The 17,882-nt window shown below is 65.1% G+C and carries 16 protein-coding genes; 9 read left to right on the forward strand and 7 right to left on the reverse strand.

Annotation, left to right across the window (positions count from 1 at the left end; all coding sequences use genetic code 11):
* Position 1: 1 nt before the first annotated feature.
* The gene (locus AC0L3A_RS17630) at positions 2-976 is read right to left on the reverse strand and encodes a ketopantoate reductase family protein (RefSeq protein ID WP_473254850.1); all 975 of its coding nucleotides are present in this window, start codon (positions 974-976) and stop codon (positions 2-4) included.
* 154 nt (positions 977-1,130) lie between these two features.
* Here AC0L3A_RS17630 and AC0L3A_RS17635 point away from each other — a divergent pair, with 154 nt between their 5' ends.
* The 3 genes from AC0L3A_RS17635 (at position 1,131) to AC0L3A_RS17645 (ending at position 5,133) form a co-directional block, all read left to right on the forward strand.
* Complete coding sequence (locus AC0L3A_RS17635) at positions 1,131-1,934, forward strand: enoyl-CoA hydratase-related protein (protein WP_473254851.1); 804 nt, start codon at positions 1,131-1,133, stop codon at positions 1,932-1,934.
* Positions 1,935-2,096: 162 nt separating this feature from the next.
* On the forward strand, positions 2,097-3,080 hold the full coding sequence (locus tag AC0L3A_RS17640) for a TRAP transporter substrate-binding protein (protein ID WP_354200560.1): 984 nt from the start codon (positions 2,097-2,099) through the stop codon (positions 3,078-3,080).
* Positions 3,081-3,096: 16 nt separating this feature from the next.
* Positions 3,097-5,133 carry a methyl-accepting chemotaxis protein gene (locus AC0L3A_RS17645; protein ID WP_007599343.1) on the forward strand — a complete coding sequence of 679 codons (2,037 nt, stop codon included), beginning with the start codon at positions 3,097-3,099 and terminating at the stop codon, positions 5,131-5,133.
* A 45-nt stretch (positions 5,134-5,178) separates the two neighbouring features.
* On the opposite strand, the gene AC0L3A_RS17650 is transcribed toward AC0L3A_RS17645, so the two are convergent.
* Positions 5,179-6,063, reverse strand: a complete 885-nt coding sequence (locus AC0L3A_RS17650) for a LysR family transcriptional regulator (protein WP_007599344.1) — start codon at positions 6,061-6,063, stop codon at positions 5,179-5,181.
* 113 nt (positions 6,064-6,176) lie between these two features.
* On the opposite strand from AC0L3A_RS17650, the gene AC0L3A_RS17655 reads away from it, so the two are divergent.
* The 4 genes from AC0L3A_RS17655 to AC0L3A_RS17670 are packed head-to-tail and all read left to right on the forward strand — an operon-like array spanning position 6,177 to position 10,186.
* A complete protein-coding gene (locus AC0L3A_RS17655) occupies positions 6,177-7,541 on the forward strand; it encodes an FAD-dependent oxidoreductase (protein WP_007599345.1) in 1,365 nt (454 codons plus the stop codon).
* A gap of 33 nt (positions 7,542-7,574) precedes the next feature.
* Positions 7,575-8,579: an ABC transporter substrate-binding protein gene (locus tag AC0L3A_RS17660; RefSeq protein ID WP_007599346.1), complete on the forward strand. Its 1,005-nt coding sequence runs from the start codon at positions 7,575-7,577 to the stop codon at positions 8,577-8,579.
* Between the two features lie 16 nt (positions 8,580-8,595).
* Complete coding sequence (locus AC0L3A_RS17665; RefSeq protein WP_007599347.1) at positions 8,596-9,369, forward strand: ABC transporter ATP-binding protein; 774 nt, start codon at positions 8,596-8,598, stop codon at positions 9,367-9,369.
* Positions 9,362-10,186 (forward strand): ABC transporter permease, encoded by an 825-nt coding sequence (locus tag AC0L3A_RS17670; RefSeq protein WP_007599348.1) that lies wholly within the window; start codon positions 9,362-9,364, stop codon positions 10,184-10,186. The genes AC0L3A_RS17665 and AC0L3A_RS17670 overlap by 8 nt, the downstream gene beginning before the upstream one ends.
* 111 nt (positions 10,187-10,297) lie before the next feature.
* On the opposite strand, the gene gtdA is transcribed toward AC0L3A_RS17670, so the two are convergent.
* Positions 10,298-11,338 carry a gentisate 1,2-dioxygenase gene (gene gtdA, locus AC0L3A_RS17675; RefSeq protein WP_007599349.1) on the reverse strand — a complete coding sequence of 347 codons (1,041 nt, stop codon included), beginning with the start codon at positions 11,336-11,338 and terminating at the stop codon, positions 10,298-10,300.
* Between the two features lie 90 nt (positions 11,339-11,428).
* On the opposite strand from gtdA, the gene maiA reads away from it, so the two are divergent.
* Entirely contained in the window at positions 11,429-12,061 is a 633-nt protein-coding gene (gene maiA / locus AC0L3A_RS17680; RefSeq protein WP_007599350.1) for a maleylacetoacetate isomerase, read from the forward strand.
* Positions 12,051-12,560: a MarR family winged helix-turn-helix transcriptional regulator gene (locus AC0L3A_RS17685; RefSeq protein ID WP_007599351.1), complete on the forward strand. Its 510-nt coding sequence runs from the start codon at positions 12,051-12,053 to the stop codon at positions 12,558-12,560. The genes maiA and AC0L3A_RS17685 overlap by 11 nt, the downstream gene beginning before the upstream one ends.
* A gap of 115 nt (positions 12,561-12,675) precedes the next feature.
* On the opposite strand, the gene AC0L3A_RS17690 is transcribed toward AC0L3A_RS17685, so the two are convergent.
* The 4 genes from AC0L3A_RS17690 to AC0L3A_RS17705 all read right to left on the reverse strand — a co-directional run bounded on the left by AC0L3A_RS17690 (position 12,676) and on the right by AC0L3A_RS17705 (position 17,702).
* Entirely contained in the window at positions 12,676-14,289 is a 1,614-nt protein-coding gene (locus tag AC0L3A_RS17690) for a benzoate-CoA ligase family protein (protein ID WP_007599352.1), read from the reverse strand.
* Positions 14,286-15,425, reverse strand: coding sequence for an FAD-dependent monooxygenase (locus tag AC0L3A_RS17695; RefSeq protein WP_007599353.1), 1,140 nt, complete (start codon positions 15,423-15,425; stop codon positions 14,286-14,288). Before AC0L3A_RS17695 ends, AC0L3A_RS17690 begins: the two co-directional genes overlap by 4 nt.
* A 269-nt stretch (positions 15,426-15,694) precedes the next feature.
* The gene (locus tag AC0L3A_RS17700) at positions 15,695-16,549 is read right to left on the reverse strand and encodes a cysteine rich repeat-containing protein (RefSeq protein ID WP_007599354.1); all 855 of its coding nucleotides are present in this window, start codon (positions 16,547-16,549) and stop codon (positions 15,695-15,697) included.
* A 151-nt stretch (positions 16,550-16,700) separates the two neighbouring features.
* Complete coding sequence (locus AC0L3A_RS17705; protein ID WP_007599355.1) at positions 16,701-17,702, reverse strand: NADP-dependent oxidoreductase; 1,002 nt, start codon at positions 17,700-17,702, stop codon at positions 16,701-16,703.
* Positions 17,703-17,882 lie beyond the last annotated feature (180 nt).

A 17,882-nucleotide genomic window follows, 5' to 3' on the forward strand; every position in this document is an offset into this window, starting at 1 on the left:
CTCACGCCGAATATAGCCCCTTGTCGCGCGCCTTCTGGATCGCGAGCGCGGCAATGAGATCGAGGGTCGGCGTCGACAGGCCGGCGGTGCGCGCGAAGGCTTGGGGCGCCTTCACCAGGACGTCGATCTCCATGGCGCGGCCGAGCTCGTAGTCCTGCAGCAGCGACGGCTTGTGATTGGGCGCGGGACCACTGCGGCTCACGCGCTTGACCTCGGGGATGAAGTGCTGGGCGATCTCGTTGGCCTCGTTCAGCATCCGCGGGATGACCTCGGCGAATGCAGGATCGTCGCGCACGCCGCGCGCGGTCTGGCCGGTGAGCAGGCACAGCACCGACAGCGACATGTTGGTCAGCAGCTTTGACCAGATCGCCTCGCGGATCTCGGCGACCGGTGGCGATTCCAGCCGCGCGTCGGTGAAGACACTGCGGAGCGTCGTGATGCGCTGGCAATTGCGGTCGTCGCATTCGCCGATCAGCAGGCGGTTGCGGTCCGGCGTCAGGTTCTGCACCACGCCGGGTGCGATCACCTCGTTGGAGGAGAAGACCACGCCGCCGACGATCCGCTCTTTCGGGATGCAGGCCCGCAAGCGCCCGCCCGGGTCGAGGAAGGAGATGTCCGGCGGGGTCGGGTGCCGCGGCGGCAGGCCGATCCCGTACCACCAGGGAATGCCGTTCTGCGCGAACACAATCGCGGTGTCGTCCTGCAGCAGCGGCTTGAGGCTGGAGACCAGCCCGGTCAACGCGGTTGCCTTCAAGGTGCTGATCACGACGTCCTGGGGGCCGAGTTGGGCCGGATCGCCCGAGGCGTTCACCTTGGCGGAGACCTCGGAATCGCCGACGCGCAGCTTGAGGCCGTTGGCCCGTACCGCCTCCAGGTGCGCGCCGCGCATTACGCACGAGACCTCGTGGCCGGCGCGGGCCAGCCTGACCGCGAGATGGCTGCCGACGGCGCCCGCGCCGAAAATGCAGATGCGCATGTGATGTCCGTCCCTGATCCCTTGATGCCGCCCCGCGACAGCATGACACAAGCCGCCATGCGATGGACGCGGCTGCCCTACGCTCGAAAGATATGGATCAAGGTGCGGAGCCTCGGCCATAGTACGCGCCAAACAAACGAGCGGAGGAACACCGATGACCGACAGCCCCGTCCTGTGGACCCTGGATGCGCGTGGGGTTGCGACCGTCACGTTGAACCGGCCCGAAGTGAACAATGCCTATGACGGTGCATTGATCGCGGGCGTGCTCGCGGCCATGGACGATCTCGGTAGCAAGCCCAACCTTCGCTTGGTCGTGCTCAAGGGCACCGGCAAGCATTTCCAGGCCGGCGCCGACCTCAAATGGATCAACGGCGTGCGGCCGCAATCGACTGATGCGAATGAGGCCGCGTCGCGTGCGACGTTCGAGGCCGTGCAGCGGCTCAACACGCTGCCCATTCCGACGGTCGCGCTGGTGCAGGGCGGCTGCTTTGGCGGCGGCACCGGCGTGATCGCGGCCTGCGATGTCGTGATCGCGGCCGACAACGCCCTGTTCTCGATCACCGAAGTGCGCTGGGGCCTGACCGCGGCCATCATCATCCCGCAGCTCTGCGATGCCATCGGTGTACGGCAAGTCCGCCGCTACGCGCTGACAGGGGAACGTTTCGGCGCCGAGGATGCTCGCCGCATCGGCCTCGTCCACGAGGTGGTGCCGCTCGCCGATCTCGACGCCGCCGGCGCCAAGGTGGTCGAGCAGTTGCTCGCCAACGGACCGGAGGCGATGGCCGAGACCAAGCGGCTGGCACTGGAGAGCTCGTTCGGCGGAATGGCGGTGGACGATGCCGCCTACAAGCGGCTCGTGCACCTGCATTCGGTCAAGCGCCAGAGTGCGGAAGCTGCGGAGGGGCTGGCGTCGTTCGCGGAGAAGCGCGCGGCGAATTGGAGTGGCGGCAAGGCCTGAGCGCGCCGCCCAGCAGCAACCCGATACGATCTGCGTCGTGCACCATCCCCAAACCCTGGCCGCGGGACCGATTCGAATCCCCGTAATTCCGCGGGCCCGTCCTTAAGAGTTCAATCATTCCCGGCCATTATGGTTACGACAATTGTCACGCCATGGTGTCGAATGCACAGAGTTCTGGGGTTTTGGAAGGCTGGATCGATCGTCGCGGCGGCAACGCTGCTGGTCCTGCATCCGGTTGCCGCTTCACCTCGACTGGTCTCTCTGGCGTTCAATTCCCAGCTGGGGAGCCCGCAGCAGATCGGGGCGGATGAGTTTCGCCAGAAGCTGGTGGCATTGCCCGGCAAGCCCATCGTGATCGACCAGCGCGCCACCAATGCAGTCGGTAGCGAGAACGCCATTCTCGCCGCGACGCAGGCCGGCGCCGTCGATATGGCGGTGCTGTCGGGTTCGGTGGTCAGTGCGGTCGTCCCCGAACTCGGCGTGTTCGACATTCCCTTCCTGTTTCGCGATACGGCTCACGCCAAAGCCGTGGCGCAAGGTCCGGCAGGCGCCGCAATCGCCGCCAAATTCGGCGATAAGGGGCTGACCTTGCTGGCGATTGGCCGACAGGGCTTCCGCAACGTCACGAATTCCAAGCGGCCCGTTCGCAGCCCCGACGATATCAAGGGTCTGAAGATTCGTGTGATCCCGAACCCGATCTATCAGATGACGTTCAAGGCGCTCGGTGCCGAAGTGGTCCCGATGGAATTTCCGCTGGTCTATACCGCGCTCAAGGACGGCCGGCTCGATGGGCAGGAAAATCCCGTGCCGACCATTGCCGGCTCCCGCCTCTATGAAGTCCAGAAATACCTCACATTGACCGGCCACTTCTTCGCGCCGATCGTGTTCATCGCCAACCGTGCCATGTTCGAGCAGCTCACTCCGGCCGACCAGGCAACACTGATCGCGCAGGCAAAAGCGGGGGCGGAGGCGACATGGCAGGCGAAGCTCGATGCCGCGGCGCTCGAGCAGGTGCGCAGCGGCGGCATGGACGTGATCGAGAAATTCGATCGCCAACCCTTCGTCGACGCGGTCAAGCCGCTCGATCAGGAATTCGAGAAGCGGTTCGGCAAGGATCTGCTCGCCACCATCCGGTCCACCCAGTAAGAATTTCGGGATTCCCATGAAATTATCGCACATGATGTCCCGGGTCGGTGTCCGTCCGCGCGTGTTCGGCGGTTTCGCGCTGGTTCTCAGCTTTCTGGTCCTGCTCGCGGGCTTCGCCGTGGTTCAGGTCGAGCGGATCGGCGGAACGGTCAATGACCTCGTGACCAGCGCGGCTGGCGACGCCGGCATGTCGCAGGCGCGTGCCGCGCTCTTGGAAGCGAACTCGGCGGTCGAGAAATTCATCCGGACCTGGAATGTCGGCGACAAGGATGCCGCAGCCAAGGCGATCGACGGCGTGGGCAAACTGGCCGATCAGGCCGATCGGCAATTCGGCAAACTGCAAGCGATCGCGGAAGGCATCGGCCCGGTCAAGACGGCGCTGGAAACCTATCGTGCGTCGTTCACCGCGGCGGCGGATGCCGCGGATCGGCTGCGCGCCGCCACCACGAAGACCGACGCCCAGGGCGCGGCCGCCGGCCTCAATGTCGGCGGCATTCAGGTTGCGCTTGCCAATCGCCCGGAAGATGCGGAACGACTTGTCAACCCGATGCGCCTGGCCGGCGTCGTCGACGCGCTGCGCGTCACCGTGATGCGCTATGGATCCACTTTGTCGACGGGCGATGCCGACGACGCCAGGCAGGCGTTGTCCTACGCCCAATTGGCGATCGCAGACACCGAGGCTGAGCTGGCGACGGTGGACGCCCCCAAATTGAAGACGCTGGTCGCAGCACTCAAGACCGCGATCGCCGCCGACACGACGGCGCTCGAAGAGGTCATCAAGGTCGCCGCCGATCTGCGCGCCAGGCAGGCCGAATTGAAGAAGGCGAGTGCGGCGATCGACGATCAAGTCAACAAGATCAATGCGAAGCTCGGCACCGTGCGCGCCGAGCAGGGCGACAAGACCTCGGCAGCGGTCGATCAAACCAAACGGACCGTCATCGCGACCGCGGCCGGCGCGCTGCTGCTGGGAGCGGTGCTCGCATGGCTTATCGGAGCCAGCGTATCCGGCCCGATTCGCGGCATGACGGACCGGATGCAATCGCTGGCGGCGGGCGAGCTCGATGAGCCCATTCCCGGCGGCGAATCGCGCGACGAAATCGGCCGCATGGCGCGTGCCGTCGAGGTGTTCCGCGAAAATGCACTGGCGGTTCGTCGCATGGAAGGCGAGGCCACGGCACAGCGCGAAGCCACCGAGGCCGACCGTGCCCGCATGATGTCTGATCTTGCCGGCCGCTTCGAGCAGGGCATGCAGGGGGTGATTGCCGGTGTCGGTGGCCGGGCCGACGACATGGGGCGTAGCGCCGAGGAGTTGGCAAAGGTCGCCGAGCGCGGTCGCGGGCTCGCCGAAGCGGTCGCGACCCGCGCCGAGCAGGCATCGATGAACGTGCAGACCGTCGCCTCCGCCACCCAGCAGCTCGCGGCCTCGATCCGCGAAATCTCGAGCCAGGTGCACCGCTCCGTCGCGGTCTCGAACCGGGCGACCGACGAGACCAACCGAACCTCCGATTTGATCCATGGGTTGTCGGATGCGGCTGAAAAGATCGGTACCATCATTCAATTGATTCAGGCCATCGCCAGCCAGACCAATCTACTGGCGCTGAACGCGACCATCGAAGCGGCGCGCGCCGGCGACGCCGGCCGGGGCTTCGCGATCGTCGCCAGCGAGGTCAAGAGTCTCGCGACCCAGACAGCGCAGGCGACCGAGCAGATCGCCAGCCAGATTGCGACGATCCAGAGCGCGACCGGCCAATCGGTCGAGGCGATCAAGCAGTTCGGCACCACCGTCAAGGAAATGGCCGACATCGCCACCGCGATCGCCGCGGCGGTCGAAGAGCAGGGCGCGGCAACGGGCGAAATCGCGCGCAACGTCGAAGAGGCGGCCAACGGCACCACGGCGGTGACGCAGGAAATCGGTCAGGTGCGCGCGGTGGCGGGCGAGACCGACGCCGGTGCCGAAGCCGCTCTTACGGTCGCAGCGGCCCTGAAGCAGCAGGCGGATTCAATGAAGTCGAACGTCGACGACTTCCTCCACACCATCCGCTCGGCGGCCTGAATTCCCGAGAAACCGGCGATGCCGCGGGTGCCAACGAAACGGGCCTCACAGCACCGGCAACAGCGAGCTCTTCAATTCGCGCAATAACGCCTGAACCGCTGCAGCCTGGACCCGTCGCTCTGGAATGGTTGCCTTCACCCATAAATCCGGGATTGGAAAATCCGGCAACACGACCTGCAACGTGCCTTGACGTAGGGCCTCTTCCGCAAGGTAGTGCGAGATGAAGGCGATGCCGTTGCCGGCGATCGCGCTTTTCACGAGCACGTGGCCCTCGTTCGAACTCAACAGCGGCCGGACCTGAACCGTGATACGGTCGCGCGGCCCGTCGAACACCCAGTCCGGACCGGTGGGAAGAAAACTCAGGCAACGATGATCGACCAGATCGCGCGGATGTCGCGGCACGCCGTGCGCCCTGAGATAGGCCGGCGACGCGCACAACAAGCGCTTCAATCGGCATAGGGGCTCGTCGACCACACCGCCGAACGAATGCGGAAACGCGCCGATGGCGATATCGAAGCCTTCGGTCACCGGATCGACGGGACGGTCGATCAAGACGATTTCGAGTTTCAGCTTCGGGTTTTGGGTCTGGAAGGTGCTGAACACATCGGCAAGCCGGGCGATGGTCAGCGATGTCGGTGCCTTGATACGCAAATGATCGATAAGATCATGGCCTTTCTCGCCCATGCGCGACAGGAGATCGCCGACATCGGCGACCACGCTCCGCGCCCTCTGGACATATTCCTGGCCGGCCGCGGTCAGCCGCAATTGCCGCGTCGAGCGATGAAATAGCGGCGTGCCGATCCGCGTCTCCAATTGGGTGACCCGCTTTGCGACCACCGAAGTTGCGACATTGAGTTTTCTCGCCGCGGCGGAAAATCCGGCGGCGTCTGCGGTGGCGAGGAACGCCTGAAGGTTTACCAGGATGTCCATTTTCGGCCTTTCGCGATTCGAGAAAGGTGATCGCTTATTTTGGTAGATTGTAGCCCCACTTGCGTTAATTCATAGTCCGCCCAAGCAAGAGATTTTCAGGGACGGGACGCGCCATGCAGGCCACCACGATCGAAGAACCGGCGCGCCAGGTGCCGCTCTACGGCGAATATGAAGTCGTGGTGCTCGGCGGCGGTCCGGCCGGCATCGTCGCGGCGGCCTCAAGTGCACGCGCGGGACGGAAGACGCTCTTGATCGAGCGCTACGGCTTTCTCGGTGGCATGGGCACCGCTGCCGGCGTCACCAATTTCTGCGGCCTGCATGGGAATGTCTACGGCGAGGCCCACCGGCTGGTGCAGGGCATGGCGTCCGAGCTGCTGGCGCGGATCGATCATTTGAACGGCCTCAACGCGCCGCATCTGATCCTCGGCAAGGTCTTCGCCCAGGCCTACGACACCGCCGCCTACAAGATCGCGGCCGACCAGCTGCTCGCCAGTCACAAGGTGCACATCCTCTTCCACGCGCTCGGCGCCGGCGTCGTGATGGGCGATAACAGCCGCATCGATGCGCTGATGGTCGAGACCAAGGCGGGCCGGCAGGCGGTGCGGTCGGAGATCTTCATCGATTGCTCCGGCGACGGCGATCTTGCGGTGTGGGCCGGCGCGCCGTTCGAATTCGGCGACGAGCACGGTCATCCGATGTATCCCTCGATGATGCTCCGTCTCAACGGCATCGATCCCGCGAAGGCGGGCGATGCCTGGCGCACCATCCCGCAATTGATGGAGCAGGCCACCGCCGCCGGCACCCACACATTCCCGCGCAAGAGCGCGATCGTGCGGCCGCAAAAGTCCGGCATCGAATGGCGGGTGAATTTTACGCAAGTGGCGCGCGAGGACGGCCATGCCATCAACGGCATCGTGCCCGACGATCTCACCCGCGGCGAGATCGAGGGCCGCAAGCAGGCGCTCGCCGCGTTCGAATTCCTGCGCACCGTGCCGGGCTTTGAAAAATCCTACATCGTCGACCTGCCGCCGCAGCTCGGCATCCGCGAAACCCGCCGCATCAATGGCGGCTATCAGCTCAGCGGCGAGGACGTGCTCGGTTGCGCCTCGTTCGAGGATTCCATCGGGGTCAATGGCTGGCCGATCGAGGCCCATGTCCCCGGCGACGTCGTCTTCACCTTCCCGCCGATCCCGGAATCGCGCGGCTATAACGAGCTGCCTTACCGGATGCTGGTGCCCGAAGGCGTCGACAATCTGCTGGTCGCCGGCCGCTGCGCCTCGATGACCCATGAGGGCCAATCGGCGGCCCGGGTCTCCGGTGCCTGTTTCGTGATGGGGGAGGCCGCCGGTTCCGCCGCCGCGCTGGCGCTCTCCGGAAACCGGATCCCGCGTGACATCCCGGTTGAAAAGCTGCAGGAAACGTTGAAACAACAGGGCGCCTTCATCGGACGGGACCAGCCCGTGCCCGAGGGCCTGTAACCGACTGCAAGATAACGACGGCGAGGAAACGAAATGACCGGGATTGTGCGGCTCGCGCTAGCTAGCCTGATGGCGATCACAGCGATGGGCACGGCCCGAGCCGAGGACGCGCTGAAGGCCAGGATCGGCGTGCTCAGGCTGTCCTCCTCCGCGCCCGTCTTCATCGCGCAGGACAAGGGCTATTTCCGCGAGGCCGGCCTCGACGTCGAGCTGAAATTCTTCGATGCGGCGCAGCCGATCGCGGTGGCCACCACATCCGGCGATATCGATTTCGGCGTCACCGCCTTCACCGCCGGTCTTTACAATCTCGCCGGCAAGGGCGTGCTCAAGGTGATCGGCGGCATGAGCCGCGAGAAGGCCGGCTATCCCCTGATCGGCTATTTCGCCAGCAACAACGCCTATGCGAGCGGTCTGAAGACGCCGAAGGACCTCGCGGGCAAGCGCGTGGCGATGACGCAGGTTGGCTCGTCCTTTCACTATTCGCTCGGCCTGCTTGCCGACAAATACGGCTTCAAGCTTGCCGACGTGAAGATCGTGCCGCTGCAATCGCTGTCGAATGCCGCGGCCGCGCTGAAGGGCGAGACCGTGGATGCAGCGCTGCTGCCGATCTCCACGGCGCGAAAGCTGATGGACGACGGCGGTGCGAAGTTTCTCGGCTGGGTCGGCGACGAGACACCCTGGCAACTGGGCGCGGTGTTCGCTTCGCCGAAGACGCTGACTAACAAGGTGCTGGTGACGAAGCTGCTCAGCGCTTTGGCAAAAGCCGACCGCGAATATCACGACGTCATCCTTGCCGCGATGAAGGACGGTGTCGCCCCGATCAACGACAAGACAAAGCCACTGCTGGAGATCATCGCAAAATACACCAATTTGCCGGTGGAGCAGGTGGTCGGCAATTGCGCCTATATCGATCCCGACGGCAAGCTGGATGTGAAAAACGTCGACAACCAGATCAAATGGCTCCAGGAGCAGGGTTTTGCCGACAAGGGCTTCGACGCGAACGCGATCATCGCAAAGGACTTTGTGAAGGCGGATTGAGAGTAGAACGCAACGCATGGACCTGATCGCCAACCACATCACCCATCGCTTCGGCGAGCTCGCCGTGCTCGACGACGTCTCGTTCACGGTCAGCGCGGGCGAGGTGGTGGCGATCGTGGGGCCGTCGGGCTGCGGGAAGAGCACGCTGCTGTCGATCCTTGGTGGGCTGTTGCTGCCGACCTCCGGCGCGCCCGAGCTGCGTGGATCGCCGCCGGCGGACAGTCTCAATCCGCTCACCTTCGTGTTCCAGGACTTTGGGCTGCTGCCCTGGGCCAATGTGGAGGAGAACGTCGAATTCCCGCTGCTGCACACCCAGCTCTCGCCCGTGCAGCGCCGCGCGCTGGTCGACGACGCCTTGCGCCGCACGGGCTTGACCGATTTTCGTAAAACCTATCCAAAGCAGCTGTCCGGCGGCATGCGCCAGCGCGTCGGCATTTCGCGCGCGCTTGCGGTCAGGCCGGCCATTCTCCTGATGGACGAGCCGTTGTCGGCGCTGGATTCGCAGACCCGCGAACTGCTGATGGAGGATTTCGTCCGGCTGCTCGCCGATGGCGGCATGGGCGCGGTCTATGTCACCCACAATCTCGAAGAGGCGGCGCGGCTTGCCGACCGCATCGTGGTGCTGTCGCGGCGTCCTGGCCGCATTCGGGAGGTCGTCAGCGTGCCGATGACGCGCACCGAGCGCGGTGACATTGCAGCCCGTGAAAAGCTGCTCGCGCTTCAGAACCAGATCTGGTCGCTGATCCGCAACGAGGCGATCGATGCCGAGCGCGAGGTTCAGCATGCTTGATCGCGCTCCGGCGGGACCATCTGCGAAGGATGAAGCGGTCCGACGCGTCCGCTTTCGCGGCGCCGGCTTCGTGCCGGCGAGCAGCCGTTTCGGCGGCTGGATCGCGCTCGCGCTGGTCATTGCGATCTGGCAGGCGGCCGGCAGCACCGGCCTCGTCAATCCGCTGTTCCTGCCGCCGCCATCGGCGATCGCGCGTGCAATTTACCAGCTCGCGATCTCGGGTGCGCTGTGGCAGCACCTTTCCGCGTCGCTCCTGCGCATCGGTGTCGGCTGGCTGCTCGGCACGGCGGCCGGTGTCGCGGTTGGCTTTGCCATCGGCCTCTCGCGGCTGGCGCGCAGCGTCGGCATCACCTTCATCTCGGCGCTGTTCCCGATCCCGAAGATCGCGCTGCTGCCGCTGTTGATCCTCTGGCTCGGCATCGGTGAAGAGCCGAAGATCGCGACCATCGCGCTCGGGGTGTTCTTCTCGACCGCGATCTCGGTCTATAGCGGCGTCGACGCGGTGCCGCGCAACCTGATCCGCATGGCGCAGAGCTTCAACGTGCCGTTCGCCACCATCGTGCGCAAGGTGGTCTGGCCGGGCGCGCTGCCCGCGATCCTCGCCGGCTTCCGCATCACGTCGTCGGTGGCGCTGCTGCTCGTCGTCAGCGCCGAGATGATCGGCGCGCAGTACGGCATCGGCGCGTTCGTGCTTCAGGCCGGCAATTTGATGCAGACGGATCAGCTGCTCGCGGGCGTGGTGATTTTATCGGTGTTTGGGTTGATCGTGGGGCGGGTGATCAACTGGCTGGAGATACGGCTCTTGCACTGGCGATAGCCGCAGTCACTGCAGCCGTAGGGTGGGTTAGCGAAGCGTAACCCACCACCTTGTGTCGCCGTGGAGAAACCGATGGTGGATTACGCCTTCGGCTAATCCACCCTACGACATTCACGCGTTCCCGCGATCCTCCCGGAACAAATCCAGCTTCTGCTGCACGGGGCGATCCGAGAAGCTGAACAGCACCGCATCCATGTCGGCCTCGTGCGTGACCCATTGCCAGCTCGGCACCACGAACAAATCGCGCGGGCCCCATTCGAAGGTCGAGTCCCCGATGCGGGTACGGCCGTGGCCTTCGATCGGACAGAACACCGTTGCGTCCGTCGAACGATAGCGCGCGGTCTTGAAGCCCTTCGGCAGCAACTGGATGAACGTGCCGATGGTCGGCATCGCGAAGTCGCCGGTCTCGGGGTTGCTGAATTTCAGCTTCAGCCCGTGACAGGCGTCCCACTCCTGGCTCGTGCGGGCTTTCTCCAGTGCCTCGCGCGTGTAGGCATAGGGATAGCTGAAGATCGGCGACGTCTTCGAGCTCCGCTTCACGTCGACCGGCAGTAAATTGTGGCCGTAGCGCGCAAAACTGTCGCCGGCGGGCCTTGTGATCTTCTGCTGGTCCTCGTTGGAGCCTTCCGCGAAAGAGCAGTCGAAGAACTGCACCAGCGGAATGTCGAGACCGTCGAGCCAGAACATCGGCTGGTCGGTCTCGTTGGAATGATCGTGCCAGGTCATCGACGGCGTGATGATGAAGTCGCCGGGCTCCATCGCGGTGCGCTCGCCGTCGACCGCGGTGTGGGCGCCCTTGCCTTCGAGCACGAAGCGCAGCGCCGATTGGCTGTGCCGGTGCGCGGGCGCGACGTCGCCGGGCACCACCATCTGCACGCCGGCATAGAGCGACGTGGTGATTTTCGACTGCCCGCGCAGGCCGGGATTTTCCAGCACCAGCACGCGCCGCTCGGCTTCTTTCGCCGTGATCAGCTTGCCGGCCTCGGTCATGTAGTCGCGGATGATGTCGAACTTCCACAGATGCGGCCGGCAGGCGCTCTTCGGCTCCGGCGTGATCAAATCGCTCATGACCGTCCAGAGCGCGGTGAGGTTCTCGCCGTCGATCTTCTTGTAGAACGCCTCGCGTTCCGGCGTCTTGGTCACGGCTTCCATGGTGCGGCTCCCGTCGTTTTGTTGATTGACAGTATACTTACGATCTAGGTAGCGTCAACGTGCGAACAAGAACGAAACGGGAGGGTTCCGATGAAGCTGCACGGCTATTTCCGCTCCAGCGCCGCCTACCGGGTACGGATCGCACTGAACCTGAAGGGTCTCGGTGCTGAGCACCTGCCGCATCACCTTCGTAAGGGCGAGCAATGCGCGCCGGCCTATCTCGCCATCAATCCGCAGGGCCTGGTGCCCGCGCTCGAGAACGATGCGGGCGCAGTGCTGACCCAGTCGGTCGCCATCATCGAATGGCTCGACGAGACCCATCCCAACCCGCCGCTGTTGCCGGGGGATGCGTTGCAGCGCGCCAAGGTGAGGGCGTTTGCGCTGGCGATCGCCTGCGACACTCACCCCGTACAGAATCTGAAGGTGCTGGCGCGGCTGCGCGAGCTTGGCCTTGCCGAGGAGAAGGTTCAGGACTGGGCGGCCTGGGTCAACCGCGAGGGCCTCGCGGCCTGCGAGACGCTGATCAGGGCCGAGCCGGGCCCGTTCTGCTTCGGGGATGCGCCGACGCTCGCCGATCTCTGCCTGGTGCCGCAGCTCGCCAATGCGCGCCGCTTCGGCGTCGACGTCTCGGCCTATCCGCGCCTGCTTAAGGCGGAAGCCGCGGCCAAGGCGCTGCCGGCGTTCGTCAACGCCGCGCCGGAGAACCAGCCCGATGCCGAGTAAGCCGCCTCCGATCACGATAGACGCAGTCTATGCCGCGCCGGGCTATCTGTTCCGGCGCATGCAGCAGATCGCGGTCTCGATCTTCATGGAGGAGTGCAAGGCGTTCGACCTCACGCCGGTGCAATACGCGGCGCTGATCGCGATCCACACCCACCCCGGCATCGACGCGACGCGACTGTCCGCGGTGATCGCCTTCGACCGCTCCACGCTCGGCAGCGTGATCGAGCGGCTTCAGGCCAAGGATTTCGTCGAGCGCAGGCCGGCGCCGGAAGACAAGCGGATCAAGCTGCTCTATTTGACCAAATCAGGCGCGGCGATCCTGCGTGACATCATTCCCGCCGTCGAACGCGCCCAGATGCGGATGCTGGAGCCGCTCAAGCCGGCGGACCGCAAGGCACTGATGGGGCTCCTGGCGCAGCTCGTCGATCTCAACAACGAGGCGTCGCGGGTGCCGCTCCGGGCGGAGGACGCGCTGGAGCATCTGGGGAAGGCGCCTTAATCCTGGTTGTCATTCCCCGCGAAGGCGGGGAATCCAGTACGCCGCAGCTTCTCTGCATAACTCGCCGTCTCGGAGTACTGGATCGCCCGCCTTCGCGGGCGATGACAGCGGAGGCTCACATCCGCAACAGCGCTTGCCGGTCGATCTTCCCCGTGCCGGTCTTCGGCAGCTCGTCGATGAAGATCACCTCGCGCGGATATTTGTACGGAAGCAGCTTGCCCTTCACGTAATCCTGCAGCCTGCGGGTCGCTTCGCTTTGATCCGCCGCGCGGCTGTTCATCACCACGACCGCCTTCAGCGTCATGCGCCGGTCCGGCAGCTCGGCGGCGAACACCGCGCATTCGCGGATGTCCGGGTGGTCGGCGAGGCACAGCTCGACCTCGAGCGGGTAGACCCACTGGCCGGAGATCTTGATGAGATCGTCGGCGCGGCCGCGGAAGAAGTGAAAGCCGTCGGCATCGCGGACGAAGCGGTCGCCGGTGTAGATCCAGCCGCCTTCGCGGATGGTCTCGGCGGATTTGTCCGGCCGGTTCCAGTATAGCGGCGTGTTGGAATCGCCGCGCACCCACAAGATGCCTTCCTCGTCGTCGGCGACATCGCGGCCGTCCTTGTCGCGCAGCGCGACCTCGTAGCCGGGCACGCGCAGGCCGGCGGCGCCAAGCTTCTTCCGCTCGGGACGGTTGGAGAGATAGATGTGCAGCACCTCGGTCGAGCCGAGGCCTTCGACGATCTCGAGACCGGTGAGCGTCTTCCAGCCGTTGAAGACGTCGGCCGAGAGCACCTCGGCGGCCGAGAGCGCCATGCGCAGCGACGAGAAGTCGGTCTTGTCGGCCCCCTCGGCCTTGGTCAGCGATGTATAGAGCGTCGGCAGGCCGAAGAAGACCGTCGGCTTGTACTGCTCGATCGCCGAAAAGATCGCCGCGGGCTTGGGCTGGCCCGGCAACAGCAGCGTCGTCGCGCCCGCCGAGAACGGGAAGGTGATCGCGTTGCCAAAGCCATAGGCGAAGAAGATTTTCGGCACCGAGAAGCAGATGTCATCCGGCGTCAGCTTCAAGACGTTCTGCGCAAAGGCGGCCTCACTATAGGCCATGTCGTGCTGGAGATGCACGATGCCCTTGGGCCGGCCGGTCGATCCGGACGAGTACATCCAGAACGCCATCTCGTTGCGATGCGTGTCGGCTTCCGCGAGTTCGGCCGGAAATTGCGGGAGCCAGCCGGCGGCAGAGACGGCGTTCGGTGCGGCGTGATCGCCCACCGCGCCATTGACGACGATCAGCGTCTGCAGGCCCGTGTCCTTGCAGGCCTCGGCGTTGAATCGTGCACAGAACTCGGCATCCGCCACCGCAACAGAAGCGCCGGAATCGGCGAGATAGAATTGCAGCAGATCCGGCGGCGTCAGCGTGTTGATGAGCAGCGGCACGAAGCCGGCACGTACCGCGCCGAAGAACGCGGCCGGATGAGCCGGGGTATCGTCGAGGAACAGCAGTACGCGGTCGCCGCGCTTGAGGCCGAGCGAGGCAAAGCCGTTGCCCCAGCGGCAGGCTTCCGCGCAGAGCTCCGCGTAGCTGCGCGTCCCCGCGGGGCCAATGAGTGCGAGCTTGTCGCCGCATCCTCTTGCGAGATTGTCGAATAGAACGCGGCTGGCATTGTAGACCTGCGGAACGGAAAAGCCGATCTCGCGCGCGCCCGCGCAGTCGGCGGGCACCTGATCGTTAATCTGCCCGCTCATGCCTCGTCCCCACCGTTCTTGGCGGCTTCGTAGCGCGCCATGAAGGCCGGCGACATCGCGCGCAGGCGGGAGTCGTCGATGCGGCCCGAACGGGTGATGTAGCTGTAGGCAAAGTCCATCAGGCCCTGCTGCATGTGCTGAGCAAAGTGCTCGTACCAGAAAGCGCTGGTCCGCGCGGCGTTGACGAGCTTCTGCACCACCGGCTTTCGCGCGGCCTGGTAGCGATGCAGGGCAGTGGACAGGTGCGCATCCGATTCCAGCGCCTTGACCAGCGCAATGGCGTCCTCGATCGCGAGCCGCGTGCCCGAGCCGATCGAGAAATGCGCCGAATGCAGCGCGTCGCCGAGCAACACCATGTTCTTGAACGACCAGTGCTCGTTCCAGACCCAGGGGAAGTTGCGCCAGACCGATTTGTTGGAGACCAGCGAGCGGCCGCCAAGCGTGTCGGCGAACACCTCCTCGCAGACACCCTTGGACTGCTCCACGTCCTTGTAGGCGAAACCGTAGGCCTGCCAGGTCGCGTGATCGCATTCGACCAGGAACGTGCTCATGGTCGGTGAGTAGCGGTAGTGGTGGGCGTTGAAGGCGCCGCGGTCGGTCTTCACGAAGGTCTGCGACAGCGTGTCGAAGCGCTTCGAGGTGCCGTACCAGACGAACTTGTTGGAGGAGTAGGACAGCGAGGTGCCGAAATCGCCCTCGAAGGCGCGGCGCACCAGCGAGTTCAGCCCGTCGGCAGCGACGATCAGATCGTGGCCGTTGAGCTGGTCAATCGCATGAATTGGCGTGTCGAAGCGCGGGGTGACGCCGACATCGAGTGCGCGCTGCTGCAGGAACCGCAACAGCTCGAGCCGGCCGATCGAGGAGAAGCCGACGCCGTCGATGGCGACGCTGTCGCCGCTCAGGTTCAGGGTGATGTTCTCCCAGCTCTCCATATGCGGCGCGATCGCGTCGACCGTCTCGGGGTCGTCGGCGCGCAGGAATTCCAGCGCCTGGTCAGAAAACACCACGCCAAAGCCCCAGGTCGCGTCGGCCGGGTTCTGTTCGAACAGGTCGACTTGATCCTCGGGGTGACGCTTCTTCCAGAGATAGGCGAAGTAGAGCCCACCGGGCCCCCCGCCGATCACGGCGATCCGCAACGTCTGTCCTCCCTGATTGACAGTATACTTACTATCTAGGGGTAGACTAATGTGCTCGGGTCGCCCGCGCCAGCGGAATTATCGGCAAGGCGCGCGGCACGCCGAAGCTCACGTCCGGACGCGCGTTTGGCGCGTGTCCGGAGCAGTGACCTTGCGAAGCATAGCCAAACCGTGGCGGCTTGGCCATCCGCCCCGTCAGACGCAGCGCTTCACGTAGACCCCGTCCACCAGCACCCCTGGTAAAGCGGACCACCGGATGGCACGCTTCTCTAGCGCGCAGCGAACGGCGCCAGCACGTCCTTGCAGGCGGGCGACAGCGACGCGGCGTTGCTGGCAATGCATTGGATGATCCGACCGCCACCTGGCGCCACGCTGCCGCACAGCGTGCGGACATCCTCGCGACATGCGGACTGGACGATGAACAGCTCTTCGCGTGGCCGCAGCGGGCGCAGCACGATCACGGCGGGCGCGGCTGCCGGTGCAGCTGCCGCAGGAGCTGCGCCCGCAGGTGCCGCCGTTGCTGCCGCGCCACCGCCGGCCGCGGCGCTCACGGCCTTCTCGCAGGCCGGCGAAACCTTTGCCTTGTTCTTCTCCAGGCATTCGAGCGCAGGCGCGCCGCCCGGTGGCACGCTGGCGCACACCGTGGGATAATCGGCGCGGCACGCGCTCTTGACGGCAGCGACCTGCGCGCTGCTCGGCTGTTTGGCTGCAGCGGCGGCTGCAGCAGCCTTGGGCGCGGCCGCCGCAGCCGGCTTTGCGGCGGGAGCGGTTTCAGCCTTCGGCGCGGCAGGCGCGGCCTCCGCCTTGGGTGCGGCCTCCTTGGGTGCAGCCTCGGTCTTCGGCGCGGCTTCGGTCTTCGGCGCCGCAGCAGGCTCGACCGCGCGAACCGCGGTTTGGCATCCCGATGACAAGCTGGACATGTTCTTCTGCAGGCATTGATAGGCTTCCACGCCGCCGGGCGTGACGCTCGAACAGTGCGCCATGAAGTCCGAGCGGCATGCGGAGCGGATCGCGCTCTTCTGCGCCTCGGTCGGTGCCTGTGCGAATGCGCCTGCTGCAGTTGCGAACAGAGCCGCCGCCAGCAACGCCCCGCGTGCTGATGCATGTTTCAACGTGTTGAACATCCGAGTGAATCCTGCCCTGTCGGTAACGCCGACATTTTTTCAAAAGTGATGCAAACAATCGTCGCGGGTGATGCCGCGCGCGACATCATTGGCCGCCGCGACCTCTACCGCAAGTAGATATTGGCGTTGCAATTGCGACGTAACTAGGTCGTCAGAGCTTGACCATCCGCTTGCCGCGGTTCTCGCCCGCCAGCAATCCGATCAGCGCCTTCGGCGTGTTCTCGAGGCCGTCGATGATGTCCTCCTGCACCTTCAGTTTGCCGGACGTGACCCAGGCCTGGAGATCGGCGAGCGCACGCTGGCTTTCCTTCATGTAGTCCATCACGATGAAGCCCTGCATGACGAGCCGCTTCACCACGATCAGGCCGGGCACGCCGCGCGGGCCGTGTGCCGAGGGCGCGCCGTCATATTGCGAGATCGCGCCGCAGCACGCGATGCGGCCGTAATTGTTCATCTGCGGCAGGCAGGCTTCGAGAATGTCGCCGCCGACATTGTCGAAATAGACGTCGATGCCCTTCGGAGCCGCCGCGCGCAGCGCCTTGAACACCGCGCCGTCCTTGTAGTCGACGGCGGCATCGAAGCCGAGCTCGGAGGTCAGCCAGTTGCACTTGTCGGCGCCGCCGGCGATGCCGACCACGCGGCATCCCTTGATCTTCGCGATCTGCCCGACAATCGAGCCGACCGAGCCCGCGGCCGCGGAGACTACGACCGTCTCGCCCTCTTTGGGCTTGCCGATCTCCAGCAGGCCGAAATAGGCTGTGAGGCCGGCGATGCCGAACACGCTGAGCAGATGCGTCATCGGCTCGAGCTTCGGCATCTTGGTGAGATGTTTGGCGGGCACTGCCGCCAACTCCTGCCAGCCGGTGTCGCCGAACACGATGTCGCCGGGCGCAAGCCCCGGCGCCTTCGAGCTGATGACCTCGGCGATGGCGCCGCCGGCCATCACGCTGTTGGCTTCGACCGCTGAGCGATAGGTCGCGCCGTGCATCCAGGCGCGGTTGGCGGCGTCGAGCGAGATGTATCGCACGCGCAGCAAGGCCTCGCCGTCCTTCGGCTCAGGCACCACACCCTCGACCATCTTGAAGTGCTCGGGACCGAGCTTGCCGCTGGGCTTTTCCACCAGAAGAATCTGACGATTGACGCTGCCGCTCATGATGTTTCCCCTCGGTCGTTGACGATTATTGATGCAGCTGCCGCAAGAAAAACGTGCAAGCCGCTTTCGTTGTGCGCTGCATGCAGGCTAGATCGCGGGCGCCAGTTTCGCAACGGGAACATCCGCCCCGACGGTCGCACGCCAAGCGTGTTGCGCAGCCGTCATATCTGCGACATCATG

The organism is Bradyrhizobium sp. MI1.3 (assembly GCF_055811695.1).

What these genes read in the sequence shown, in the direction of transcription:
- AC0L3A_RS17630 (WP_473254850.1), bottom strand. Translation starts at nt 976, where the DNA reads ATGCGCATCTGCATTTTCGGCGCGGGCGCCGTCGGCAGCCATCTCGCG.
- AC0L3A_RS17705 (WP_007599355.1), bottom strand. Translation starts at nt 17,702, where the DNA reads ATGAGCGGCAGCGTCAATCGTCAGATTCTTCTGGTGGAAAAGCCCAGC.
- AC0L3A_RS17645 (WP_007599343.1), top strand. Translation starts at nt 3,097, where the DNA reads ATGAAATTATCGCACATGATGTCCCGGGTCGGTGTCCGTCCGCGCGTG.
- AC0L3A_RS17635 (WP_473254851.1), top strand. Translation starts at nt 1,131, where the DNA reads ATGACCGACAGCCCCGTCCTGTGGACCCTGGATGCGCGTGGGGTTGCG.
- AC0L3A_RS17690 (WP_007599352.1), bottom strand. Translation starts at nt 14,289, where the DNA reads ATGAGCGGGCAGATTAACGATCAGGTGCCCGCCGACTGCGCGGGCGCG.
- maiA (WP_007599350.1), top strand. Translation starts at nt 11,429, where the DNA reads ATGAAGCTGCACGGCTATTTCCGCTCCAGCGCCGCCTACCGGGTACGG.
- AC0L3A_RS17640 (WP_354200560.1), top strand. Translation starts at nt 2,097, where the DNA reads ATGCACAGAGTTCTGGGGTTTTGGAAGGCTGGATCGATCGTCGCGGCG.
- AC0L3A_RS17665 (WP_007599347.1), top strand. Translation starts at nt 8,596, where the DNA reads ATGGACCTGATCGCCAACCACATCACCCATCGCTTCGGCGAGCTCGCC.
- AC0L3A_RS17660 (WP_007599346.1), top strand. Translation starts at nt 7,575, where the DNA reads ATGACCGGGATTGTGCGGCTCGCGCTAGCTAGCCTGATGGCGATCACA.
- AC0L3A_RS17700 (WP_007599354.1), bottom strand. Translation starts at nt 16,549, where the DNA reads ATGTTCAACACGTTGAAACATGCATCAGCACGCGGGGCGTTGCTGGCG.
- AC0L3A_RS17650 (WP_007599344.1), bottom strand. Translation starts at nt 6,063, where the DNA reads ATGGACATCCTGGTAAACCTTCAGGCGTTCCTCGCCACCGCAGACGCC.
- gtdA (WP_007599349.1), bottom strand. Translation starts at nt 11,338, where the DNA reads ATGGAAGCCGTGACCAAGACGCCGGAACGCGAGGCGTTCTACAAGAAG.
- AC0L3A_RS17670 (WP_007599348.1), top strand. Translation starts at nt 9,362, where the DNA reads ATGCTTGATCGCGCTCCGGCGGGACCATCTGCGAAGGATGAAGCGGTC.
- AC0L3A_RS17685 (WP_007599351.1), top strand. Translation starts at nt 12,051, where the DNA reads ATGCCGAGTAAGCCGCCTCCGATCACGATAGACGCAGTCTATGCCGCG.
- AC0L3A_RS17655 (WP_007599345.1), top strand. Translation starts at nt 6,177, where the DNA reads ATGCAGGCCACCACGATCGAAGAACCGGCGCGCCAGGTGCCGCTCTAC.